General features: G+C 65.6%; 21 protein-coding genes, 1 tRNA gene and 1 pseudogene. 18 read left to right on the top strand and 5 right to left on the bottom strand.

Annotation, left to right across the window (positions count from 1 at the left end; translation table 11 throughout):
• The first annotated feature begins 32 nt into the window (after positions 1 to 32).
• On the top strand, positions 33 to 812 hold the full coding sequence (locus AC3WQR_RS01460; RefSeq protein ID WP_447745637.1) for an AraC family transcriptional regulator: 780 nt from the start codon (positions 33 to 35) through the stop codon (positions 810 to 812).
• Positions 813 to 852: 40 nt separating this feature from the next.
• Here the strand turns inward: AC3WQR_RS01460 and AC3WQR_RS01455 are convergent, their stop codons facing one another.
• Both AC3WQR_RS01455 and AC3WQR_RS01450 read right to left on the bottom strand, forming a co-directional pair.
• The gene (locus AC3WQR_RS01455) at positions 853 to 1296 is read right to left on the bottom strand and encodes an SWIB/MDM2 domain-containing protein (protein ID WP_062473465.1); all 444 of its coding nucleotides are present in this window, start codon (positions 1294 to 1296) and stop codon (positions 853 to 855) included.
• 155 nt (positions 1297 to 1451) lie between these two features.
• A complete protein-coding gene (locus AC3WQR_RS01450) occupies positions 1452 to 2381 on the bottom strand; it encodes a DMT family transporter (protein ID WP_447745634.1) in 930 nt (309 codons plus the stop codon).
• 35 nt (positions 2382 to 2416) lie between these two features.
• Here AC3WQR_RS01450 and AC3WQR_RS01445 point away from each other — a divergent pair, with 35 nt between their 5' ends.
• Together AC3WQR_RS01445 and aceA are read left to right on the top strand one after the other, a co-directional pair.
• Positions 2417 to 2839 carry a gamma-glutamylcyclotransferase family protein gene (locus AC3WQR_RS01445; protein ID WP_447745632.1) on the top strand — a complete coding sequence of 141 codons (423 nt, stop codon included), beginning with the start codon at positions 2417 to 2419 and terminating at the stop codon, positions 2837 to 2839.
• Between the two features lie 205 nt (positions 2840 to 3044).
• Complete coding sequence (aceA, locus tag AC3WQR_RS01440; protein ID WP_099790869.1) at positions 3045 to 4376, top strand: isocitrate lyase; 1332 nt, start codon at positions 3045 to 3047, stop codon at positions 4374 to 4376.
• A 97-nt stretch (positions 4377 to 4473) separates the two neighbouring features.
• On the opposite strand, the pseudogene AC3WQR_RS01435 reads toward aceA, so the two are convergent.
• Positions 4474 to 5442: pseudogene (locus tag AC3WQR_RS01435) on the bottom strand (GlxA family transcriptional regulator).
• A 120-nt stretch (positions 5443 to 5562) separates the two neighbouring features.
• Here AC3WQR_RS01435 and AC3WQR_RS01430 point away from each other — a divergent pair.
• The 11 genes from AC3WQR_RS01430 (at position 5563) to AC3WQR_RS01380 (ending at position 14967) form a co-directional block, all read left to right on the top strand.
• Positions 5563 to 5877, top strand: a complete 315-nt coding sequence (locus AC3WQR_RS01430; protein ID WP_070061263.1) for a putative quinol monooxygenase — start codon at positions 5563 to 5565, stop codon at positions 5875 to 5877.
• Between the two features lie 17 nt (positions 5878 to 5894).
• On the top strand, positions 5895 to 6698 hold the full coding sequence (locus tag AC3WQR_RS01425) for a thioesterase family protein (protein ID WP_492740948.1): 804 nt from the start codon (positions 5895 to 5897) through the stop codon (positions 6696 to 6698).
• Between the two features lie 216 nt (positions 6699 to 6914).
• Complete coding sequence (gene thrS / locus AC3WQR_RS01420; protein ID WP_492740947.1) at positions 6915 to 8822, top strand: threonine--tRNA ligase; 1908 nt, start codon at positions 6915 to 6917, stop codon at positions 8820 to 8822.
• Between the two features lie 101 nt (positions 8823 to 8923).
• A complete protein-coding gene (gene infC, locus AC3WQR_RS01415; RefSeq protein WP_082818065.1) occupies positions 8924 to 9547 on the top strand; it encodes a translation initiation factor IF-3 in 624 nt (207 codons plus the stop codon).
• A 153-nt stretch (positions 9548 to 9700) separates the two neighbouring features.
• Positions 9701 to 9904 (top strand): 50S ribosomal protein L35, encoded by a 204-nt coding sequence (rpmI, locus tag AC3WQR_RS01410; protein WP_007832497.1) that lies wholly within the window; start codon positions 9701 to 9703, stop codon positions 9902 to 9904.
• A 24-nt stretch (positions 9905 to 9928) separates the two neighbouring features.
• Positions 9929 to 10288: a 50S ribosomal protein L20 gene (gene rplT, locus AC3WQR_RS01405; RefSeq protein ID WP_007832499.1), complete on the top strand. Its 360-nt coding sequence runs from the start codon at positions 9929 to 9931 to the stop codon at positions 10286 to 10288.
• A gap of 112 nt (positions 10289 to 10400) precedes the next feature.
• Positions 10401 to 11477: a phenylalanine--tRNA ligase subunit alpha gene (gene pheS, locus AC3WQR_RS01400; protein ID WP_056579739.1), complete on the top strand. Its 1077-nt coding sequence runs from the start codon at positions 10401 to 10403 to the stop codon at positions 11475 to 11477.
• 45 nt (positions 11478 to 11522) lie between these two features.
• Positions 11523 to 13964, top strand: coding sequence for a phenylalanine--tRNA ligase subunit beta (gene pheT, locus AC3WQR_RS01395; protein ID WP_447745618.1), 2442 nt, complete (start codon positions 11523 to 11525; stop codon positions 13962 to 13964).
• Positions 13965 to 13966: 2 nt separating this feature from the next.
• A complete protein-coding gene (locus AC3WQR_RS01390; RefSeq protein WP_095747662.1) occupies positions 13967 to 14341 on the top strand; it encodes an integration host factor subunit alpha in 375 nt (124 codons plus the stop codon).
• Positions 14342 to 14405: 64 nt separating this feature from the next.
• Positions 14406 to 14864: a MerR family transcriptional regulator gene (locus AC3WQR_RS01385; protein ID WP_139702245.1), complete on the top strand. Its 459-nt coding sequence runs from the start codon at positions 14406 to 14408 to the stop codon at positions 14862 to 14864.
• A gap of 26 nt (positions 14865 to 14890) precedes the next feature.
• Positions 14891 to 14967, top strand: a tRNA-Pro gene (locus AC3WQR_RS01380).
• 362 nt (positions 14968 to 15329) lie between these two features.
• On the opposite strand, the gene AC3WQR_RS01375 is transcribed toward AC3WQR_RS01380, so the two are convergent.
• The gene (locus AC3WQR_RS01375) at positions 15330 to 16670 is read right to left on the bottom strand and encodes a M20 metallopeptidase family protein (protein WP_447745614.1); all 1341 of its coding nucleotides are present in this window, start codon (positions 16668 to 16670) and stop codon (positions 15330 to 15332) included.
• A 249-nt stretch (positions 16671 to 16919) separates the two neighbouring features.
• Here AC3WQR_RS01375 and AC3WQR_RS01370 point away from each other — a divergent pair, with 249 nt between their 5' ends.
• The 4 genes from AC3WQR_RS01370 (at position 16920) to AC3WQR_RS01355 (ending at position 20954) form a co-directional block, all read left to right on the top strand.
• Positions 16920 to 17879 carry a Bug family tripartite tricarboxylate transporter substrate binding protein gene (locus tag AC3WQR_RS01370; RefSeq protein WP_447745611.1) on the top strand — a complete coding sequence of 320 codons (960 nt, stop codon included), beginning with the start codon at positions 16920 to 16922 and terminating at the stop codon, positions 17877 to 17879.
• The gene (locus tag AC3WQR_RS01365; RefSeq protein ID WP_447745608.1) at positions 17880 to 18638 is read left to right on the top strand and encodes an SDR family NAD(P)-dependent oxidoreductase; all 759 of its coding nucleotides are present in this window, start codon (positions 17880 to 17882) and stop codon (positions 18636 to 18638) included.
• A gap of 106 nt (positions 18639 to 18744) precedes the next feature.
• Positions 18745 to 19938: a CaiB/BaiF CoA transferase family protein gene (locus tag AC3WQR_RS01360; RefSeq protein WP_492740946.1), complete on the top strand. Its 1194-nt coding sequence runs from the start codon at positions 18745 to 18747 to the stop codon at positions 19936 to 19938.
• On the top strand, positions 19935 to 20954 hold the full coding sequence (locus tag AC3WQR_RS01355; protein ID WP_447787665.1) for a Bug family tripartite tricarboxylate transporter substrate binding protein: 1020 nt from the start codon (positions 19935 to 19937) through the stop codon (positions 20952 to 20954). Before AC3WQR_RS01360 ends, AC3WQR_RS01355 begins: the two co-directional genes overlap by 4 nt.
• 105 nt (positions 20955 to 21059) lie before the next feature.
• Here AC3WQR_RS01355 and AC3WQR_RS01350 read toward each other — a convergent pair whose 3' ends face one another.
• Complete coding sequence (locus tag AC3WQR_RS01350) at positions 21060 to 22022, bottom strand: Bug family tripartite tricarboxylate transporter substrate binding protein (protein WP_447745600.1); 963 nt, start codon at positions 22020 to 22022, stop codon at positions 21060 to 21062.
• Positions 22023 to 22031: the final 9 nt, after the last annotated feature.

Raw genomic sequence — 22031 nt, 5'->3', positions numbered from 1 at the left:
CGGGGCCAATCGATACCGCGTGCGGGCCAGTCATGGCGGCTGAATCGCCTGCCACGCTCTGGCGCTACGCGCATGAGGCACCGCGCGTCACGGGCTGCCACGCACACGAGACCGGCCAGCTGTTCGCGCTGCGCGAAGGCCTGCAGGTCATCGAGACGCCCGCAGGGCGCTGGGTGCAGCCGCCGGGATGGATCGGCTGGATCGCGCCGCGCTGCGCCCATGCCGCGCAAAGCTTCGGGGCCACGGCGGGATGGCACCTGCACATCGATGCGTCGGTGGCGCAGGCCTTGCCGGAGGGGCCGCATGTCTTTGCCGCCACGCCACTGGTGCGAGAGCTGGTGGCGCGGCTGATGTCGCTGGCGCCCTCCGACGCACTGCTGGAGCCCCGCCGCGCGCGATTGGTGGGCGTGCTGGTCGACGAGCTGGCGGCCGGCGGGCGCGAGTCGCTGCACCTGCCCATGCCGCAGGACCCGCGGCTGGTGGCGATGGCGCGTGCGCTGGCGGACGATCCGGCACTGGCCGACGGCATCGACGACTGGGCCGATCGCATCGGCATGGCCCGTCGCACGCTCACGCGCCGCTTCGCTGCCGAGACCGGGCTGAGCTTCACGCAATGGCGCCAGCAGGCGCGCCTGCTGAAGGCGGTGGAACTGCTGAGCCTGCGCGAGCCGGTGACGGCGGCGGCGCTGACGGTGGGCTACAGCTCGGTGAGTGCCTTCATCGAGGCCTTCCGCAAGCACTTCGGCTGCACGCCCGCGCGCTTCTTCGAGGCGGGCGAGGGTTTGCTGCAGGCGAAAAAAAAGCCCGCATGACGCGGGCTTTTTGACTCAGGAGCACGAGGCCCCCGAACGCTTACTTGACGTGTTTGCCAATCAGCGCAGCCAGTTCGAACATCGAAACCTGGGCCTTGCCGAAGATTTCCTTCAGCTTGGCGTCGGCGTTGATGTTGCGCTTGTTGGCCTTGTCTTGCAGGTTGTTCTTCTTGATGTAGTCCCACAGCTTGCTCACCACAGCGGTGCGCGGCAGAGGCGTCGAACCGACCACAGCGGCCAGAGCCGGGCTGGGGGTCAGGGCCTTCATGAACGCAGCGTTGGGGGTGCGCTTCTTGGCGGGAGCGGCCTTCTTTGCAGGAGCCTTCTTCGCCGGTGCAGCCTTCTTTGCAGGAGCAGCCTTCTTGGCGGGCGCCGCTGCCTTCTTGGCCGGTGCGGCCTTCTTTGCAGGAGCCGCAGCCTTCTTTGCGGGAGCGGCCTTCTTTGCCGGAGCTTTCTTGGCCGGAGCCTTCTTTGCAGTTGCCATGGTTGATTTCCTTTTTTGGTTGAACGTTCACCAATGAAAAACTTGCGTCTCCAGTGGCAATGCGGATGCTAAATGAGAAAAAACGCGTTTCCAAGGGAAAAAGCGCTTTTTTCATTGGGAGCTGTTGTTTTTTCAGAGGGGAGAAGGGACGTTGTTCACGTTCGTCGCCCCGGCCACGTCGCCAGCACCACGCCCACGAGGGCGATCGCGAAGGCAAGCAGCTGCGGCGAAGTGAGGTTTTCCCCGAGCACGAGCACGCCCACGAGGGCCGCGCTGACGGGCAGCAGCACAGTGAAGACACCCGCTTGTGCCGCTGGTACGTGGCGAAGTCCGGTCATCCACAGCCACACGGTCCAGATGCTGGCGGCCAGTGCGTAGGCGACCAGCAGCGCCCAGGTGCCGAAGCGCACGGCGGTGAAGTCGAACTGCAGCGCGAACCAGATGCCGAAGGGCATCGACAGCACGAAGCCCCACAGGTTGATGAGCGACGCGATGCGCTTGGGCCCCAGCTTGCCGGTGAGCGACTTGCCGATCACCGCGTAGGCGGCCTCGCAGAGCACCGCGCAGAACACGAGCAGGTTGCCCAGCCAGGGCATCGACGGCGCACCGGCCGCGCTGCCGGTGGCGGTCGGTGCATGCGTCGGCGTGAACGCGAGCAGGCCGATGCCCAGTGCCGCGCAGGCAATGGCCAGGCCGATGCGCACCGTGATGCGCTCGCGCAGGAAGAGCCAGCTGGCCACAGCGACCACGGCGGGGATCGACGCCATGATCACGCCCGCAGACACGGCGCTCGTGAGGCTCACGCCGAACAGCATGCAGATCGAGAACAGGAAGTTGCCGAGGAAGGACTCGAGGAAGACGAGCCCGCGCGTGCGTGCGCTCATGGGCGGCTCGTCGGGCGCGGGCTGGAGCCAATGCGGCATGGCGAGCGCCGCGATGCCGAAGCGCAACCAGGCCAGCAGCAGCACCGGGAAGGCGGCCACCAGCGGCTTGGAGAGGGCGACGTAGATGCCGACGAGCGACATGCTCAAGGCCAGGCAGCCGTAGGCCACGAGGCGGCCGGAGGTGGAAGCGGCGGGGTTCAATAGACTGGGCGCTGGTTGTTGATCGGATGGATTCGATGATGCCCCACGTTCTTGTCTACGGCACGCTGCGGCGCGGCGGGCGCAACGACATCGCGCGCTACCGGCCGGCGCCGGTGTTCGTCGGCGAGGCCTTCATCGCTGGCACGCTGTACGACCTGGGTGCGTACCCGGGCGTGGTGCTTGGCGGGGCAGGGCGCGTGAAGGGCGAGGTCTACCGCATCACGCTGGAGGTCGAGCGCGAACTCGACCGGCTCGAAGAAGTGGCCGACGACGATTCGGGGGAGTACATCCGGCGCAGCGTGCGCGTGGCGGTGGGCGTGCAATCGATCGACTGCCTGGTCTACGAGATCCATCCGACGCGCATCGCGGGCCGTCGCGTGATCGACGGCTGCGACTGGATCGCGCATGCGGCGGACATCGCGGCGGAAGCGCGTTCGTTTTCACAACCGAAAGAGTGATTCCGCATCGCGAAAACTCGAACTGCTGCGCCGCAATATTTTTTCTCGATATGAGAAAAATAATTTCTCATTGAGAAATATCTCCATAAGTTGTTGATTTTGTTGACTCAAAAATATGTCTTCTATAAGACATAAGAGTCCTCAATCGGATTACAGTAACCCCACGGCCGCAACGCCAACCTTCAATCAACCTCACGGAGTGACCATGCCCCAGACCCTGAACGAACAACTGAGCCGCGAACAGCAAATTGCCGCCCTCGAAAAGGACTGGGCCACCAACCCGCGCTGGAAGGGCGTGAAGCGCGGCTACAGCGCAGCCGACGTGGTTCGCCTGCGTGGTTCGCTCCCCATCGAGCACACGCTGGCCAAGCGCGGCGCTGAAAAGCTCTGGGACAAGATCAACGGCGGTGCCAAGAAGGGCTACGTGAACGCCTTCGGCGCGATCTCTGCTGGCCAAGCCATGCAGCAGGCCAAGGCCGGCCTGGAAGCCGTGTACCTGTCGGGCTGGCAAGTCGCCGCCGACGGCAACACCTCGGAAACGATGTACCCCGACCAGTCGCTGTACGCCTACGACTCGGTGCCGACGATGGTCCGTCGCATCAACAACACCTTCAAGCGCGCTGACGAAATCCAGTGGGGCCGTGGCATCAACCCGGGCGACAAGGAATTCATCGACTACTTCCTGCCGGTCGTGGCCGACGCAGAAGCCGGCTTCGGCGGCGTGCTGAACGCTTTCGAGCTGATGAAGAACATGATCGCGTCGGGCGCTGCCGGCGTGCACTTCGAAGACCAGCTGGCTGCCGTCAAGAAGTGCGGTCACATGGGCGGCAAGGTGCTCGTGCCGACGCAGGAAGCCTGCGAGAAGCTGATCTCGGCACGTTTCGCTGCTGACGTCATGGGCGTGTCGACCATCGTTCTGGCCCGCACCGACGCGGAAGCCGCGAACCTGATCACGTCCGACCACGACGCCAACGACAAGCCTTTCCTGACGGGCGAGCGCACGCAAGAAGGCTTCTACCGCGTCAAGAACGGCCTGGAGCAAGCCATCAGCCGCGGCGTTGCCTACGCACCGTACGCCGACCTGGTGTGGTGCGAAACCGGCGTGCCGGACATCGGCTTCGCCCGTGAATTCGCGCAAGCCGTGCACGCCGCCTGCCCCGGCAAGCTGCTGTCGTACAACTGCTCGCCGTCGTTCAACTGGAAGAAGAACCTGGACGACAAGCAGATCGCATCGTTCCAGGAAGACCTGTCGGCGCTGGGCTACAAGTACCAGTTCATCACGCTGGCCGGCATCCACATCAACTGGTTCAACACCTTCCAGTTCGCCCACGCCTATGCCCGCGGCGAAGGCATGAAGCACTACGTGAACATGGTGCAGGAACCCGAGTTCGCCGCACGCGACAAGGGCTACACCTTCGTGTCGCACCAGCAGGAAGTCGGCGCCGGCTACTTCGATGACGTGACCACCGTGATCCAGGGCGGCTCGTCCAGCGTGAAGGCGCTGACCGGTTCGACCGAAGAAGAACAGTTCCACTGAGCTGCCTTCGCTGATCGCTGAGTGACGGCGCGTTGCGCTGTCGCCGCCAAGCCCGGCCTCGTGCCGGGCTTTTTCGTGGGTGCTCGACGGGCCAGGCTCAGGTTTCGAGCCGCACCTCGCGCACGCCGCGCCCCAGCCGCTGGCGCAGCAGCGTGCGCAAGGTGACGCCGTCTGCGTAGCCGACCATGCCCGCGATCTGCTCGAGGCTCTTGTTGCTGGTCTTGAGCAGGTGCACGGCGCGTTCGACGCGCAGGTCCTGCACTTACGACAGCGGGCTCTTGCCCAGCACCTGCTGCATGCGCCGGGCCAGCGTGCGCTTGCTGGTGCCCGCGGCTTGCGCCGCTTCGTCGAGCGAGAAACCCTCGGCCAGCCGGCCGCGCGCCCAGCGTTCGAAGCGCTCCACCAGCGGGTCGGCGTGCGAGAGATGGTCGGAGATCACGTAGGCCGACTGCGAGGGGCGCGAGTCCACGATGAGGTAGCGCGCGACCAGCGCCGCGAGTTCGGGGCTGGCCTGGCGCACCAGCCACAGCGCCATGTCGACGTGGCTCAGCGCCGCGCCCGCCGTGACGAGCGCCCCCGAGCTGACCAACATGCGCGAATCGTCGAGCAGCACCGCCGGGTAGCGCTGCCGGAAGAGGGTGGCCAGCCACCAGGTGGTGGTCGCCTTGTGGCCCGCGAGCACGCCGGCTTCCGCCAGCACGAAGGTGCCGATGCACGCCGCGGCGATGCAGCCGCCGCCTTCGGCGCGCGCGCGCAGTGCCGCGCAGGCATCGCGGACGTCGGCGCGTTGCAGGGCGGGCTCCAGCGTCTCGGGCATCTTGCAGCCGAGCGCTGGGACGACGAGCCAGTCGGTGGCGGCGCCGGTGTCGGCCAGCGTGTGCGTCACCGGCACGGTGAAACCCTGGGCGGTGCGCACGCGCTTGCGGGTGCCCACGATGGTGACGTCGAAAGGCGCCACGTCGAGCTGCAGCATGGCGGCGAGTTCGTTCGCGGTGGTGAAGACGTCGAGCACCGTGGCCAGGCCGGAGTCGAACACGCCGTCGAGGGCGAGGACATCGAGTTTCATGGCAATAACGATACCAAAGATGTCAAAAAAGCCAATGGTCCAGAGGGCGGGGCTTGCCTAGAGTCCATGCCAGCGCCGCGCAATCCCGTGCGCCGTTGTTGTCCACCCAGGAGATGTCCCATGATCAAGTTCGCACTGTTTGCCCGCCTTGAAGCCAAGCCCGGCAAGGAAGCCGCCGTCCAGCAATTCCTCGAGGCCGGCCTGGCCATGGCGCGCGAGGAAAAGACCACGCCGATCTGGTTTGCGCTGCGGCTGTCGCCCAGCACCTTCGGCGTGTTCGACGCGTTCGAGGACGAGGCCGGCCGCCAGGCCCACCTGACCGGCCCGATCGCCCAGGCCCTGATGGCGCAGGCGCCCGAGCTGTTCGCCGGACCGCCCTCGATCGAGCCGATCGAGGTGCTGGGCCTCAAGAACGTGGCGGCCGCGGCGTCGTGAGCGTGCAGACGCAGCCCATGACGACACCTATCGGCGACCCGGTGTTCGTCAGCGATGGCGAACGCTTCGTGCCCACCGAGGCGGCCATCGGCCCGTGGTCCGCCGACGCCCTGCAGGGCAGCGCGACTGCCGCGCTGCTCGTGCGCGCACTCCAGGCGCACGAGGCGAGCCGCGGCCGCGAGGTGGCTCGGTTGAGCTTCGATTTCTGGCGCCCGGTGAGCCGGGCACCGATCACGCTTGAATTCACCCTATTGCGAGACGGCGCCAAGGCGCGCACGGTGGCGTTCGACATGGTCCAGGATGGCAAGTCCGTGCTGCGTTGCACCGCCTTGCTGCTGCGCAGCGGGCAGAGGCCCGCACTGCCGGCCGCCGACGCCGACGCCTTCGCCGCCGCGACATTCGCGCCGCCGGAAGAGGGCGCGCCCATTCCCGCGGTGGCGTCCCGCATGAGCCCGTTCTTTGCCGGCGTGGACGTGCGCATGGCACGCGGGCAGATTCTCGAGCCCGGCCCGGCTGCCGCGTGGCTGCGCCTGGGCCGGCCGCTGGTCGACGCTGAGGCCGCATCGCCGCTGGCCCAGGTGGCCTCGGCGGCCGATCTCGTGGCGGGCATCTCGCAGTGGGCGCATCCGGCGCGGCTGGGTTTCGTCAATGCCGACCTGACGATCAACCTGCGGCGGGCGCCGCGCGGCGACTGGGTGCTGGTCGATGCCCTCACGCTTGCGGGGCCGATGGGTACGGGCTATGCCGTCGGGCAGCTGCACGACCGCGACGGGCCGGTCGGACAGTGCGTTTCCAGCCTCCTGTTCGAGGCGCGCGGCTGAAGCGGGCAGCGGCTAGAATCGCCCACTCTGCACTCAACAAGAGCGAGAAAGGCACCTTGGTTATGACACCGCGAACTACCCCGCAAGGATTCAGCGGCTTTTTCTTCTTCGAAGGAAAGGGCCGGTAGCCCCGCGCTCGCTGGTTTTTCCAGCGCACCAACCAAGCAAAGCGCGGCATCCACCGCGCTTTTTTGTTTTTCTCCCCGAGGTTTTCACATGATCCAGATCACGCTCCCCGACAACTCGCGCCGCGAGTTCCCCGGCCCGGTTTCGGTGGCCGAAGTGGCCCAGTCCATCGGCCCCGGCCTCGCCAAGATGACGGTGGCCGGCAAGATCGACGGCAAGCTCGTCGATGCCAGCGACGTCATCGACCGTGACGCCAGGCTGCAGATCATCACGCCCAAGGATGACGAGGGCCTGGAGATCATTCGCCACTCGACGGCCCACCTGGTCGGCCATGCGGTGAAGCAGCTGTACCCGACGGCCAAGATGGTCATCGGGCCGGTGATCGACGAAGGCTTCTACTACGACATCTCGTTCGAGCGCCCGTTCACGCCCGAGGACATGGCCGCCATCGAGGCGCGCATGCGCGAGCTGATCGCGAAGGACTACGACGTGATCAAGAAGATGACGCCGCGCGCGGAAGTCATCGAGGTCTTCAAGTCGCGCGGCGAGGACTACAAGCTGCGCCTGGTCGAAGACATGCCCGACGAGCAGGCCATGGGCCTGTACTACCACCAGGAATACGTCGACATGTGCCGCGGCCCGCACGTGCCGAACACGCGCTTCCTGAAGGTGTTCAAGCTCACGAAGCTGGCCGGCGCCTACTGGCGCGGCGACGCCAAGAACGAGCAGCTGCAGCGCATCTACGGTACGGCTTGGGCTGACAAGAAGCAGCTCGACCAGTACATCCAGCGCATCGAGGAAGCCGAGAAGCGCGACCACCGCAAGCTGGGCAAGGAACTCGACCTGTTCCACATCGACGAAGTGGCGCCGGGCGTGGTGTTCTGGCACCCCAAGGGTTGGGCGGTCTGGCAGCAGGTCGAGCAGTACATGCGCGGCATCTACCGCGACACGGGCTACTGGGAAGTGAAGGGCCCGCAGATCCTGGACAAGAGCCTGTGGGAGAAGACGGGCCACTGGCAGAACTACCGCGACAACATGTTCACGACGGAGTCGGAGAAGCGCGAGTACGCGCTCAAGCCGATGAACTGCCCGGGCCACGTGCTGATCTTCAAGAGCGACCTGCGCAGCTACCGCGACCTGCCGCTGCGCTACGGCGAGTTCGGCCAGTGCCACCGCAACGAACCCAGCGGCGCGCTGCACGGCATCATGCGCGTGCGCGGCTTCACGCAGGACGACGGCCACATCTTCTGCACGGAAGACCAGATCCTCGACGAATGCATCGCCTACACGGCGCAGCTGCAGAAGGTCTATGCCGACTTCGGCTTCACGGACATCCTCTACAAGGTCGCGACGCGGCCCGAGAACCGCGTCGGCTCCGACGAACTGTGGGACAAGGCCGAGCACGCGGTGATGGAATCGCTGCGCCGCTCGGGCGTGGACTTCGTCATCTCGCCCGGCGACGGCGCCTTCTACGGCCCGAAGATCGAGTACACGCTGCGCGACGCCATCGGCCGCCACTGGCAGTGCGGCACGATGCAGGTCGACTTCAACACGGCGGAGCGCCTGGGCGGTGAGTACGTCACGGAGTCGAGCGGCCGCGCCCACCCGGTGATGCTGCACCGCGCCATCGTCGGTAGCCTCGAGCGCTTCATCGGCATGCTGATCGAACACCACTCCGGCGCCATGCCCGCATGGCTCGCTCCGGTGCAGGTGGCGGTGCTCAATATCAGCGAAGGACAGGCCGATTACGCTGCGCAAGTTGCGAAAACGCTGCAAAATCAAGGGCTTAGAGTTCAGCTGGATCTGCACAACGAAAAGATTACGTATAAAATACGGAAGCATTCGTTGCAAAAGCTCCCTTACATCCTCGTCGTGGGTGACAAGGAAAAGGAAGCAGGTGCCGTCGCAGTGCGCGCCCGGGGCAATCAAGACCTCGGTGCAATGTCCCTCGAATCGTTCACGCAACGGCTCGTCCAGGACGTTGCTGACAAGCGTTGATTTGTCTCTGAAACACCCCATATGTTTCTCTGCCATCTCGTGCCGCCTGTCCGCGAAGACTGAGCGGCGATCGCTACAGATTTTGTAGCAAACTTTGAAGGATTCTGACCATCGCTACTGCATTTCGCGACCGCCGCCACCGCGAGGAACGCCAACACCGCCTGAACCGGGAAATCATGGCCCCGGAAGTCCGCCTGGTCGGCCCGGAAAACGAGCCATTGGGTGTCATGAGCCTTTCCGAAGCCTTGCGCCTTGCGGGTGAGGCTGACGTGGATCTGGTGGAGGTCGTTGCTGCGGCCAATCCGCCCGTGTGCCGCCTGATCGAGTACGGAAAGTTCAAGTACCACGAGCAGAAAAAGGCAGCCGAGGCGAAGTCGAAGCAGAAGGTCATCGAGGTCAAGGAAATCAAGTTCCGGCCCGGTACCGACGATGGCGACTACAACATCAAGATGCGCAACATCAGGCGCTTTCTTGAAGAGGGCGACAAATGCAAGATCACGCTGCGCTTCCGCGGCCGCGAGATCACGCACCAGGAGCTCGGTCTGGCACTCTTGCAGCGCATTCGCGACGAGCTGGGCGACACGATCATGGTCGAGCAGTTCCCGAAGCTGGAAGGCCGTCAGATGATCATGATGATCGCTCCGGGCCGCAAGAAGGTTGGCGGCGCGGCGCCGAAGCCGGCAGCAGATGCTGCGCCGGCAGCAGCGCCCACGGCAACCGCCTGAGGCATTTGCAGTAGACGGGTTTTGAAGGGATTTCGCCCTGGCCCGCATTTCGAAAGAAGTGCAGGCGGGGGCGAGATAAAGAAGTGTCTCGGGGCCAACAAGTCCGTGGAGTATCCGCGGCGCCTCACGAGCACAAACTAAAGGAGCATTCACATGCCCAAAATGAAGACCAAGAGCAGCGCGAAAAAACGTTTCCGCGTTCGTCCCGGTGGCACCGTCAAGCGCGGTCAAGCCTTCAAGCGTCACATCTTGACGAAGAAGACCACCAAGAACAAGCGTCACCTGCGTGGTGCAGTCGCAGTGCATGAGACCAACATGGTTTCTGTCGCCGCCATGCTGCCCGGTCGTGGCATTTAACTCAGACGAACAAGGAGTACACACATGCCTCGCGTCAAACGTGGTGTAACGGCTCGCGCCCGCCACAAAAAAGTTCTCGCACTCGCCAAGGGTTTTCGCGGTCGCCGCGGTAATGTCTTCCGCGTCGCCAAACAGGCGGTGATGAAGGCTGGGCAATATGCCTACCGTGACCGCCGTACCAAGAAGCGCGTGTTCCGTCAGCTGTGGATCGCGCGTATCAACGCCGCCTCGCGTGAACTGGGCCTGACCTACAGCCAGTTCGCCAACGGCATCCGCAAGGCCGGTATCGAGATCGACCGCAAGATGCTTGCGGACATCGCCGTGCACGACAAGGCCGCTTTTGCCGGCATCGTGGAGCAGGTCAAGGCCAAGCTGGCTGCTTGATTTTGCACAGCAGGTCGCCGTCTCCGGACGGCTTCTTGCGCCCACGGCTCAAGGGCTGGCGCTTGAAAAGGCTCCAGCTCTTTTTTATTTCCCCTCGAAGATTTTTGTTGCTATGAACGAGTTGGACTCCCTGGTCGACACCGCACGCGCCGCCTTCGCTGAAGCGAAAACGCCCGCAGAGCTCGAAAACGCCAAGGCCCAGTTCCTTGGCAAGTCGGGCCGCATCACCGAGCTGATGAAGGGCATGGCCGCGCTGAGTGTCGAAGAGAAGAAGTCCCGCGGCGCCGCGATCAACGTCGGCAAGCAGGCCATCGAGGCCGCACTGACCGACCGCCGCCAGCAACTCGCCGACGAAGAACTCTCGCTGCAGCTGCGCGCCGAAGCGCTCGACGTGAGCCTGCCCGGCCGTCACCGCGCCGGCGGCGGACTGCACCCCGTGAGCCGCACCCTGGAGCGCATCGAGGAGATCTTCTCGAGCATGGGCTTCGACGTGGCCGACGGCCCCGAGATCGAGAGCGACTGGCACAGCTTCACCTCGCTCAACAACCCGCCGAACCACCCGGCGCGTTCGATGCAGGACACCTTCTACGTCGACCTCAAGGGCGACGACGGCATTCCCTACAACCTGCGTCCGCACACCAGCCCGATGCAGGTGCGCTACGCCCACCAGCACACCAAGAAGTACGCGGCCGAGTTCGCCGCTGCCGCCGCCGACACCACCGGCACCGTGAAGGCGCCCGAGATCCGCGTGATCGCGCCGGGCCGCACCTACCGCGTCGACAGCGACGCCACGCACTCGCCCATGTTCCACCAGTGCGAAGGCCTGTGGCTCGGCGAGAACGTCAGCTTCAAGGACCTGAAGGTCGTCTTCACCGACTTCTGCCGCACCTTCTTCGAGCGCGACGACCTCGTGCTGCGCTTCCGTCCGAGCTTCTTCCCGTTCACCGAGCCGAGCGCCGAGATCGACATCCAGTTCGCGAGCGGCCCGCTGGCCGGCCGCTGGCTCGAAGTCGCCGGCTCGGGCCAGGTGCACCCGAACGTGGTGCGCAACATGGGCCTCGATCCCGAGCGCTACATCGGCTTTGCCTTCGGCATGGGCCCCGACCGGCTCACCATGCTGCGCTACGGCGTGAACGACCTGCGCCTGTTCTTCGACGGCGACCTGCGTTTTCTCTCGCAGTTCCAGTAAGCACGCCCCCTCCACAGATAGAAAAACCAGATCGAGATCGAAGAGATGCAATTCCCGGAATCCTGGCTGCGCGAGTTCTGCAACCCGCCCCTCGACAGCGCCGCACTGGCCGAAACGCTCACCATGGGCGGCTTCGAGGTCGAAGAGCGCCGTCCGGTGGCCCCGCCTTTCACGCGCATCGTGGTCGGCGAAATCAAGGAAGCCGAGCAGCACCCGAATGCCGATCGCCTGCGCGTGTGCCAGGTCGACGTGGGGCAGGGCGCCTTGCTCAACATCGTGTGCGGCGCGCCCAATGCGCGCGTCGGCATCAAGGTGCCGTGCGCCCTCGTCGGCGCCGAACTGCCCCCGGGTGAAGACGGCAAGCCCTTCCTCATCAAGCTGGGCAAGCTGCGCGGCGTCGAGAGTCAGGGCATGCTGTGCTCGGCGCGTGAGCTGAAGCTGAGCGAAGACCACGGCGGCCTGCTCGAACTCGACGCTGACGCCCCCATCGGCGCCGACGTGCGCGACGTGCTCAAGCTCGACGACGCGCTGCTCACGCTCAAGCTCACGCCGAACCTGGCGCACGGCCTCAGCGTGTACGGCGTGGCGCGCGAACTCGCCGCACTCACCGGCGCACCGCTGAAGACGCCGGCCATTGCACCCGTGGCCACGTCGTTCTCCGATGTATTGCCCGTCAAGGTCGAGGCACCCGACCTGTGCGGCCGCTTCTCGGGCCGCATCGTGCGCGGCGTGAACACCAAGGTCGCCACGCCCGCGTGGATGGTCGAGCGCCTCGCGCGCTGCGGCCAGCGCAGCGTGACGCCGCTGGTTGACATCTCGAACTACGTGATGTTCGAGTACGGCCAGCCCAGCCACATCTTCGACCTCGACAAGATCCACGGCGGCCTCACGGTGCGCTGGGGCAAGGCGGGCGAGCAGCTCAAGCTGCTCAACGGCACGACGATCACCGTCGACGAGAAGGTCGGCGTGATCGCCGACGACCGCGAGGTCGAGTCGCTCGCCGGCATCATGGGCGGCGATGCCACCTCTGTGACTGACGACACGCGCAACATCTACGTCGAGGCCGCGTTCTGGTGGCCCGAGGCCGTGCAGGGCCGTTCGCGTCGCTTCAACTTCTCGACCGACGCCGGCCACCGCTACGAGCGCGGCGTCGACCCGAGCCGCACCGTGCAGATCATCGAGCGCATCACGCAACTGGTTGTCGAGATCTGCGGCGGCGAAGCCGGCAAGATGGACGACCAGACTTTGCGCCTGCCCGAAGCCGCGCCCGTCACGCTGCGCGTGGCCCGTGCCGCGCGCGTCATCGGCATGCCGCTGACGCAGGCGCAATGTGCCGACGCCCTCCATCGCCTCGGTTTCGCGATCACCGAAGGCGAAGGCACGCTGACCGTCACGCCGCCGCCGCACCGCTTCGACCTGCTGATCGAGGAAGACCTCATCGAAGAAGTGGCGCGCCTGATCGGCTTCAACAACCTGCCGACCACCGCGCCGCTCGCGCCCATCACGGCCCGCGTGCGGCCCGAGGCGCAGCGCAGCCGCTTCGCGGTGCGTCGCAGCGTCGCCGCGCTGGGTTACCAGGAAGCCATCAACTTCAGTTTTGTCGAAGCGCACTGGGAGCAGGACCTGGCGGGCAACGCCAACCCGGTCAAGCTGCTGAACCCCATCGCCAGCCAGATGAGCGTGATGCGCTCGTCGCTGCTCGGCTCGCTGCTGCAGGTGCTCAAGTTCAACCTGGACCGCAAGGCACCGCGCGTGCGCGTGTTCGAGCTGGGCCGCGTGTTCCTGCGCGACGACAGCGTCGTCACCACCGACAGCACCGTGCGCGGCGTGAACCAGCCCATGCGCGTGGCCGGCCTGGCCTGGGGCGATGCCGAGGCATCGCGCTGGGACGGCAAGCCGCAGCGTGTCGATTTCTACGACGTCAAGGGTGATGTCGAAGCGCTGCTCGCGCCGCGCGTGCCGACCTTCGAAGCGGCCGAGCACCCCGCGCTGCACCCCGGCCGTTCGGCCCGCGTGCTGCTCGACGGCCAGGCCATCGGCTTCATCGGCGAACTGCATCCGCGCTGGCGCCAGAAGTGGGACTTCACCCAGGCGCCCGTGCTGTTCGAACTCGACCTCGACGCCGTCACGGCGCGGCCCGTGCCCGTGGCGCAGCCGGTGCCCAAGCACCAGGCCGTCGAACGTGACATCGCGGTGGTCGTGGCCGAAGCGGTGTCGCATGACGCGCTGATGCAGGCCATCCGCGCGGGCGCGTCCGCCTCTGGCCTGCTGCGCGATGCGACGCTGTTCGACATCTACCGTCCGCAGCCGTTGCGCGAAGGCGCCGTGGCGGCGCCGGGTGCGCTGGCACCGGGCGAGAAGAGCATGGCCGTGCGCCTGACCTTCCAGAGCGATGCCGCCACGCTGACGGACGAGCAGGTCGAACCCGCTGTCCGTGCAATCGTCGAACAACTGGGCGCCACCCTGGGCGGCCGCTTGAGAGGATGAAGATGAACGCCGCCGAATTCACGCTCGAAGCCCTCGAAACGCCGGCGCTCACCAAGGCGCACCTGGCCGACCTGCTGTTCGAGCAGATCGGCCTGAACAAGCGTGAGTCGAAGGACATGGTGGAGGCGTTCTTCGAACTCGTGGCCAGCAGCCTGATCGAAGGCACGGACGTGAAGATTTCGGGCTTCGGCAACTTCCAGATCCGCGTGAAGGCGCCGCGTCCCGGGCGCAACCCGCGCACTGGCGAAGCCATTCCGATCGGCGAGCGCCGCGTGGCCACCTTCCATGCCAGCGCCAAGCTCAAGGAGCAGATCCAGGGCAGCGTGGAGCCGCAGGGCGGCACTTCCGAAGTCGAGTGGAGTCTGGGCGCGGAATAGTGCTTGGTGCTGTGCGGCCGCGTAGAGTAATCTATGAGGTTTCCTGCGCACAGTCTTGATTTCAATGGAGAAAACGCTCCCGCCGATTCCCGTCAAACGCTACTTCACCATCGGTGAGGTCGGCGAGCTCTGCGGTGTGAAGCCGCACGTGCTGCGCTATTGGGAGCAGGAGTTCACGCAGCTGCGCCCGATGAAGCGGCGCGGCAACCGCCGCTACTACCAGCACCACGAAGTGCTGATGATCCGCCGCATCCGCGACCTGCTCTACGACCAGGGCTTCACCATCAGCGGTGCGCGCAACAAGCTGCAGGAACTCACGCAGGGCGAGCGCGACCGTCGCAAGGCAGGCGAAGTGCCGCTCGAAGGCCTGGAGGCCATCGAGATCGGCCAGGAGGAATTCGACGCCGCCGTGCACGAGGAACCGGGGTCCGCGGCGGCCGCGCAGAGCGTCGATCTGTCGCAGTTGTTGCACCTTCGCCGCGAACTCTTTGAAATTCGTGAGCTTCTGACTGTCGGACACTGAATTTAGCCCGCTATAATCGAGAGCTTCGGTGTGTGGCGCAGCCTGGTAGCGCACTTGCATGGGGTGCAAGGGGTCGAAGGTTCGAATCCTTTCACACCGACCAAAATTGACAGGGGTTAGCAGCGTAGTAGTTGCTAACCCCTTCGTCATTTCTGCTGCCCATGCACCTAGAGGTCTCCTCAATCGTGACGCTTCGACCTCGCCGAGAGGTCAGCACGGCCGCCAGAGCGCGAAGACGTTTCCCAAGGAAATGGACCGGCCACTGGGGCTAGGCTAATGGCCCGGCGCTCGCTCGGCGAATCGGAGTGGCGCCAACAGAAACACACATCAAGCCGCTGCTCACTTGAGCGGCGGCTTTTTCTTTATGCGTCCAGTGGAGGCGCGTTTCTGGATGCGCAAATCCTTCAGCGAGTTGTGGGCGAAGTTCCAAGGGCATGTGCCGCGCGGCTTGCACCATCCGATTCATCAGGGCGTGCCTGTCCTTGCACGTGTCATTTGCGCCAGGGTCGCACTGGTCAAGGCTCTCACCCCGATGCGCATCGCGGATTCATCGACGGTGAACAATGGCGAATGATTGGTCGGGCCGGCCCGATCGGGGTACGGCGAGGCGTTCAGAATCCAGAACACCACCGGAACGCCCGTGCCGCCGAAGGCGCCAAAGTCTTCCGATCCCATTGACGGCAAGATCTCCGCGACCTTGTCTTTTCCTGCTGCAGCCTTCAATGCATCGACGAGCGCCATCGTGGTCGGCGCATCGTTGACAAGCACGCCGTAGCCCCCACCGGTATCGATGCGGACACTGGCCTTGACGCCGTAGCTGGCCGCGATGTGCTCGGCTTTCATGCGAATCTGCTCGTGGGCGACCTTCTGGTTCTGCGCCGACAGCGCGCGTACCGTGCCCGAGAGTTCTGCGGTCTCGGGCAGGATGTTGAAGCGGTTGCCACTTTGCAGCATGCCTACCGTCACCACGGTGGCACCTCCATCGATCGTCGGGTTGGTGCGGTGGCTGACGATGTTCTGCAAGCCCAGGGCAATTTCCGCCGCCGCCAACATGGGAGAGTTGGCCGCCCATGGCGCGGCACCGTGCCCACCAGCGCCGTTGAGCTTGATGTTGAACACGTCGATGCTGGCCAGCATGGCACCAGGTCGATAGGAGATGGAGCCCTTGGGCGCTTGTGCGCCGATGTGCTGGCCCAATACGACATCGACCTTGGGATTGTCCAGAACGCCGGCCTTGACCATTGCCAGCGCGCCGCTGGGGTTTTCGGCGCCGGGGCCGATCTCTTCGGCTGGTTGGAACAGGAAGACCACCGTGCCGGGCAGATCCTCTCGCATGGCCGAAAGGGCTTGAGCCGCGCCCAGCAGCATGGCTACGTGTGTGTCGTGGCCGCAGACATGCGACACCGAAACTTCCTGGCCACGCCACAGAGCCTTGGCCGTTGAACGGAACGGCAGGTCGTTGCGCTCCTCGACAGGCAGGGCGTCCATGTCGGCGCGCAACGCAACCACCGGGCCGGGCTTGCCGCCACGCAGTACGGCCTTGATGCCGGTCTTGGCGATGCCGGTCTGGACTTCGACACCTGGGATCTTGCCCAATGCGGCAGCAATGTACTTGGCCGTCTCGACTTCGGCGTACGCAAGTTCTGGGTGCTGATGGAGATGGCGACGCCATGCGATGACGTCGGGCTCGGCTGCATCGGACAAGGCGAGTGCGCGCTCAAGCAAGGGCTGCGGTGTCGCCGCGGACGCGGTGGCCATTTGAATGCCGATTGCCGCTGCACACAGGAGTGGTTTCAGGACGTTCACGATGTCGCTTTTCCTTCTGATGGATGTGAGGTTGTGAAATCTTGCGAAGATGAAGCTGCGTTTCGTCCCCGTGCAGCGCCGGTGGCCAGCTGACATCCAGCTTCCGAGGGCGGTTCACTGTAGGTGGACACCTCTCGAACGTTCCTCCCGAAACTACAAAGCACCTTTTCATCCCTTGATGCATGCCGCCAAGCCCTCGCTCCTAAACTGAGGAAAGCCATCTCGGCACCCCATTCAGGAGACATCGCCATGCAATCCCGGAAGCGCCTCGGCGGCTTTCTGCTCGGCCTCGTCCTCGCCGTCGGCACGGCGCAGGCCCAGCAACCCCTTCGCATCGTCGTGCCCTTTGCGGCCGGCGGCGGCACCGACCAGTACGCACGGCTGCTGGCCGCCGAACTGACCCGGCGCGGCACCCAGACCATCGTCGACAACAAGCCAGGCGCCAGTGGCATCTTGGCAGCCGACAACGTCGCGCGCTCCAAGCCCGATGGCACCACCGTGCTCATGAGCTCGCTGAGCATCCTGGCCAGCAACACCGTGATGTACGACAAGCTGCCTTACGACCCGGTGAAGAGCTTCGCGCCCGTCACGCAGATCGCCTACCAGCCGACCATCGTCGTGGGGCGCTCGGACCTGCCCTACAAGAACATCAAGGAAATGGTGGCCTATGCCAAGGCCCATCCGGACAAGATCAACCGCGGCTCGCCGGGCGCCTCCATCCTGACCAACCTGGCGCCGCTGGCCTTCGAAGGCATGGCCGGCATTCGCACGACGCACATTCCGTTCAATGGCGATTCGCCCGGCTTGCAGGCGCTGCTGGGCAGCCAGATCGACATCCAGGGGACCTCCATCACCGGGCCGCTGCAGCACGTCAAGGCGGGCAAGATGCGCGTGCTGGGCGTCATGGACGCCAAGCGCCTGCCCCAGGTGCCCGATGCGCCCACGTTCAAGGAGCAGGGCTACGACATCGAGGCCCTGCTGTGGTACGCGCTGTCCGCGCCGGCCGCCACGCCCACGGACACCATCGACAAGCTCAATCGCGCCGTCAACCAGGTGCTGGTCGATCCGGACTTCATCGCGCGCTCCCAGGCGATCGGCATGGAGCCGCGAGGCGGAACGCCGCAGGCGCTGGCCGCCTATGTGAAGGCCGAGACCGAGCGCTGGGTTCCATTGCTTCAGCGCCTGGATCTGCCCAAGCAGGGGCATTGAATGCGTCCGTTGTTCGATGACACGGTGGCCTTGGTCAGCGGGGCGAGCCAGGGCATCGGCTTCGCCATTGCGACCCGCCTGCTGGAGGCCGGCTGTCGCGTCGCGTTGACCGATATCGACGCCGACAAAACGCGCGAGGCCGCCGCGCGCACGGGCTATGCGGCGGACCGCGTGCGCCCGTACGCGCTGGACGTGCGCGACGCCGCGCAGTGCGAGGCCGTCGTCGCCGACCTGCAGCAAGCCTGGGGCCCCGTGGGCGTGCTCGTGAACAACGCGGGCGTCGGTGGCCGCAGCGCGGCGTTCGAGGCGCAGTCGCTCTCGGACGACATCGACCACGTGATGGCGGTGAACGTCAAGGGCGTGCTCAACCTCACCGTGGCCTGCACCGAAGGCCTGCGCAAGACGCGGGGCACCATCGTCAATGTGGCGTCCATCACCTCGCTCGTGGCGACCTCGGCCCACATGGCCTATGGCGCGTCGAAGGGGGCGGTCGGTCAGCTCACGAAGTTTCTGGCGCGCGACTTCGGTCCGCATGGCGTGCGCGTCAATGCCGTCGCACCCGGGCTGGTCATGACGCCGATGACCGCCCACATCGCGGACGACGCGGAGCGTCGCGAGCGGATGGTGCGCCGCACGTTCCTGCGCCGCGTGGGCGATCCGCAGGACATCGCGGGCCCCGTGGTGTTCCTGGCCTCGGAGCAGGCGCGCTACGTCACCGGAACCATCCTGCCGGTCGACGGCGGCTACACCGCCAACTGACAAATGCCGCGTGCCTGCGCCGCGCGGGGCAGGCGGCCGACGGCGATCGCCCGCGCCGGCCGCATCGAAGACAAGACCCGAGAACCATCGAATGAACCCAACTTTCATGCAACCCCTTGCAGGCGTGCGCGTGCTGGACCTGTCACGCGTCATGGCCGGCCCCCTGTGCGGCATGGCGCTGGCCGACCTGGGCGCCGACGTGATCAAGGTCGAACATCCCGAGCGCGGCGACGACACGCGCGACTGGGGCGTGCGCATCGGCAGCCACAACACGTCCTACTTCAACAGCTGCAACCGCAACAAGCGCTCCATCTGCGTGGACCTGCAGGACAAGGAGGGCCAGGACATCGTGCGCCAGTTCGCCGCGCAGTGCGACGTGGTCATCCAGAACTTCAAGTACGGCGGCGCGCAGAAGATGGGCCTGGGCTACGACGATCTGCGCAAGATCAACCCGAAGCTCATCTACTGCTCGATCTCGGGTTATTCGGTGCTGAGCCAGGAGAAGGCGCGACCGGGCTACGACCTCGTGATCCAGGGCGAGACGGGCCTGATGGCCATGAACGGTGAAGAAGGCCAGGGCCCACTGAAGTTCGGCATTGCCGCGGTCGACATGTTCACCGGCATGTACTCGGCACAGGCCATCCTGGCCGTGCTCTACGAACGCACGCGCACCGGCGAGGGCCGCCACATCCAGATGTCGCTGTACGACAGCGGGATGATGATCACCTCGTACTACGGGCTCACGGCGTGGCTCAACAAGGGCGACCCCGCCAAGTTCGGCAACTCGCACCCGTCGATCGTGCCCTACGGCGTGTTCGAGGCTGCTGATGGCCCGGTGGTGATCGCCGTCGGCAACAACGGCCAGTTCAGGAAGTTCTGCGACGAGGTGATTTTTTGCCCCGAGCTGCCGGTCGATCCGAAGTTCGCCACCAACACTGAACGCTCGAAGCACCGGCATGAGTTGCTGCCGCTCCTGCTCGCGAAGATCGGGCAGTTCTCGCGCGCCGTTCTCATCGAACGCATGAACACGGCGGGCATTCCCTGCGGGGAGGTGCTCGGCCTCTATGACGCGCTGCAGTCGGACCGGACCGCGCAGACACAGGTCTGGCACCGCTTCGAAGACACGCAGGCGGGGCCACAGGCTGTCCACGCGCCGCCTTACATCATCGACGGCGCACGCGCGGGCGTGCGCCACCACCCGCCGCACCTGGGGGAGCACACGGCCGAAGTGCTGCGTGAGCTGCTCGACATGGGCGACGGCCAACTTGATTCACTGAGCCAAAGAAGCGTCATCAAATGAATGAACACCGCATGCGCGAAATCGAACCAGCCGCCCCGCGCCGGCTCCTGCTGAAGTCGTGCCTCGCGGCCGGCGCAGCGCCCTGGCTGGCGTCGCTCTCCGGCGGCGCCAACGCGGCGAGTCGCTGGCCCGAAAAAACCGTTCGCATGGTCGTGGCCTTTCCGGCCGGCGGCCCGACCGATGCGACCGCGCGCCTGGTCGCGCAGAAGCTGGCCAGCGCGCTCGGCCAGCCCGTCATCGTGGACAACCGTCCCGGCGCCTCGGGGTCCATCGGCACCACGTCGCTGATCAAGTCGGCGCCCGACGGCTACACGGTGTCGATGTTCGGCATGCCCGCGCTGGTGGCGCCGATCGTCTACAGGAACAACCAGTACGACGTGCGCAAGGACTTCACCTGCGTAGCGTCGGTCTACGATTTGCCGCTGGTCTTGATGATCAACCCGCTGGTGCTGCCGGGCGTGAACGATCTCAAGGGCTTCATCGCGGCCGCCAAGGCGCAGCCGGTCAACTATTCCACCGCGGGGTCGGGCAGCATCGGCCACCTGGCGATGGAGCAGCTCAAGGACATGGGCGGCTTTCCCATGCAGCACGTGGGCTACAAGGGCAGTGCGCCGGCCATCACCGACCTGCTGGGTGGGCAGATCGGCGCCATGTTCGTCGACCTGGTCGCGGCCATGCCGCACATCCGCAGCGGACGCCTCAAGGCGCTGGCGCTCGGCTCCGCCGATGCCCGGGCCTTCCTGCCCGAGGTGCCGTCCATCGCGCAGCAAGGCTTCGCTGGCTTCAATGTGAGCAGCTGGAGCGGCCTGATCGTGCCGAACGGCACGCCGGCCGGCGTGGTGACCCGGCTCGACTCGGAACTGCGCCGCATCCTGGCCGAAGCGGACACGAAGCGCGGGCTCGAAAACATCGGCGCGCTCAGCGCCTACCAACCGCCGGAAGTCATGAAGCGCCGGATGGCCAGCGAGTTCGAGCGGTGGAACAAGGTGGCGTCGGAGAAGGACATCTCGATCTGATTTTGGGTTGGCACCCTCGGGTGCCGGCGCCCTCGCAACAACGCCCCGGAACCCGAAGCCCTTTGAGGCTTGAGTTCCGGGGCGTTGTGCATGGGGCTCTGAGGATCAGTGCGATTGCTTCGGCAGATTCAAACTGCGCAGGATCGGAAGCCAGCGGTCCGCCTCGACCTTGATGAACCGGGCCAGCTCTTCGGGCGTGCCGCCGCGGGGCTCCATGCCGATGGCGCGGGCGCGGGCCACGAAGTCGGGGTCGGCGATCACCTGGTTCACGGCCTTGTTCAGTCGATCGATTGCCGGCTTGGGCGTGCCGGTGGGAACCGAGAGCGAGTACCACAGCGTGGCTTCCATGTCGAAGCCCTGCTCCTTGAACGTGGGGGCGTCGGGCACCTGCGGCAGGCGCCGCGAATCCATCACGCCGAGCACGCGCAACTTGCCCGATTTCACATAGGGCAGCGATCCCGTGATCGACGTGCCGTGGATGTCGATCTGGTTGCCCAGCAGCGCCTGCAGTGCGGGGGCGTCTCCGTTGAAAGGAATGTGCAAGGTGCTGAAGCCTTGCTCCTTTTCGAAAGCGATGGGTGCCAGGTTGGTCAGGATGGCCGCGCCGGGCGAACCGCGGTTGATCTTGCCGGGGTTCTGCTTGGCGTAGGCCACCATTTCCTTGATGTTCTTGTAGGGCAGGTCGGTGCGGCCCACGACGATGGCGGGCTGGTAGGCGATCTGCGTGACCGGTGCGAAGTCCTTCACGGGGTCGTAGGGCAGCTTCTCGTAGAGCACGCTGTTGTTCGCGAGCGTGCCCAGCGACGACACGAGCACGGTCTGCCCATCCGGTTTGGCGCGGGCCACGTAGTCGGCGGCAAGGATGCCGCTGGCGCCGGGCTTGTTCTCGATGATGACGTTCAGCCCTTGCTTGCCGAGTTCCTGGGCCAGGATGCGGCAGTACTGGTCGGTGCCGCCGCCGGCCGCAAAGGGCACGACGAGGCGGGTCACCTGTTGGGCAAGGGCGAGGGCCGGGGCGAGCGCGAAGGCACCCAGCGCCAACCCCATGACGAGTTTTCGATAGCTCATTCTTGTCTC

The sequence above is a fragment of the Variovorax sp. FW305-3-2-15-B-LB1 genome (assembly GCF_058787635.1).
The sequence above is the reverse complement of the archived record's forward strand: the minus strand, read 5'-3'. Positions and strand labels throughout refer to the sequence as shown.

What these genes read in the sequence shown, in the direction of transcription:
- thrS (WP_492740947.1), top strand. Translation starts at nt 6,915, where the DNA reads ATGATCCAGATCACGCTCCCCGACAACTCGCGCCGCGAGTTCCCCGGC.
- AC3WQR_RS01365 (WP_447745608.1), top strand. Translation starts at nt 17,880, where the DNA reads ATGCGTCCGTTGTTCGATGACACGGTGGCCTTGGTCAGCGGGGCGAGC.
- pheT (WP_447745618.1), top strand. Translation starts at nt 11,523, where the DNA reads ATGCAATTCCCGGAATCCTGGCTGCGCGAGTTCTGCAACCCGCCCCTC.
- AC3WQR_RS01370 (WP_447745611.1), top strand. Translation starts at nt 16,920, where the DNA reads ATGCAATCCCGGAAGCGCCTCGGCGGCTTTCTGCTCGGCCTCGTCCTC.
- rpmI (WP_007832497.1), top strand. Translation starts at nt 9,701, where the DNA reads ATGCCCAAAATGAAGACCAAGAGCAGCGCGAAAAAACGTTTCCGCGTT.
- AC3WQR_RS01425 (WP_492740948.1), top strand. Translation starts at nt 5,895, where the DNA reads ATGACGACACCTATCGGCGACCCGGTGTTCGTCAGCGATGGCGAACGC.
- pheS (WP_056579739.1), top strand. Translation starts at nt 10,401, where the DNA reads ATGAACGAGTTGGACTCCCTGGTCGACACCGCACGCGCCGCCTTCGCT.
- AC3WQR_RS01445 (WP_447745632.1), top strand. Translation starts at nt 2,417, where the DNA reads ATGATGCCCCACGTTCTTGTCTACGGCACGCTGCGGCGCGGCGGGCGC.
- AC3WQR_RS01455 (WP_062473465.1), bottom strand. Translation starts at nt 1,296, where the DNA reads ATGGCAACTGCAAAGAAGGCTCCGGCCAAGAAAGCTCCGGCAAAGAAG.
- AC3WQR_RS01390 (WP_095747662.1), top strand. Translation starts at nt 13,967, where the DNA reads ATGAACGCCGCCGAATTCACGCTCGAAGCCCTCGAAACGCCGGCGCTC.
- AC3WQR_RS01360 (WP_492740946.1), top strand. Translation starts at nt 18,745, where the DNA reads ATGCAACCCCTTGCAGGCGTGCGCGTGCTGGACCTGTCACGCGTCATG.
- aceA (WP_099790869.1), top strand. Translation starts at nt 3,045, where the DNA reads ATGCCCCAGACCCTGAACGAACAACTGAGCCGCGAACAGCAAATTGCC.
- AC3WQR_RS01350 (WP_447745600.1), bottom strand. Translation starts at nt 22,022, where the DNA reads ATGAGCTATCGAAAACTCGTCATGGGGTTGGCGCTGGGTGCCTTCGCG.
- AC3WQR_RS01460 (WP_447745637.1), top strand. Translation starts at nt 33, where the DNA reads ATGGCGGCTGAATCGCCTGCCACGCTCTGGCGCTACGCGCATGAGGCA.
- rplT (WP_007832499.1), top strand. Translation starts at nt 9,929, where the DNA reads ATGCCTCGCGTCAAACGTGGTGTAACGGCTCGCGCCCGCCACAAAAAA.
- AC3WQR_RS01430 (WP_070061263.1), top strand. Translation starts at nt 5,563, where the DNA reads ATGATCAAGTTCGCACTGTTTGCCCGCCTTGAAGCCAAGCCCGGCAAG.
- AC3WQR_RS01385 (WP_139702245.1), top strand. Translation starts at nt 14,406, where the DNA reads ATGGAGAAAACGCTCCCGCCGATTCCCGTCAAACGCTACTTCACCATC.
- AC3WQR_RS01355 (WP_447787665.1), top strand. Translation starts at nt 19,935, where the DNA reads ATGAATGAACACCGCATGCGCGAAATCGAACCAGCCGCCCCGCGCCGG.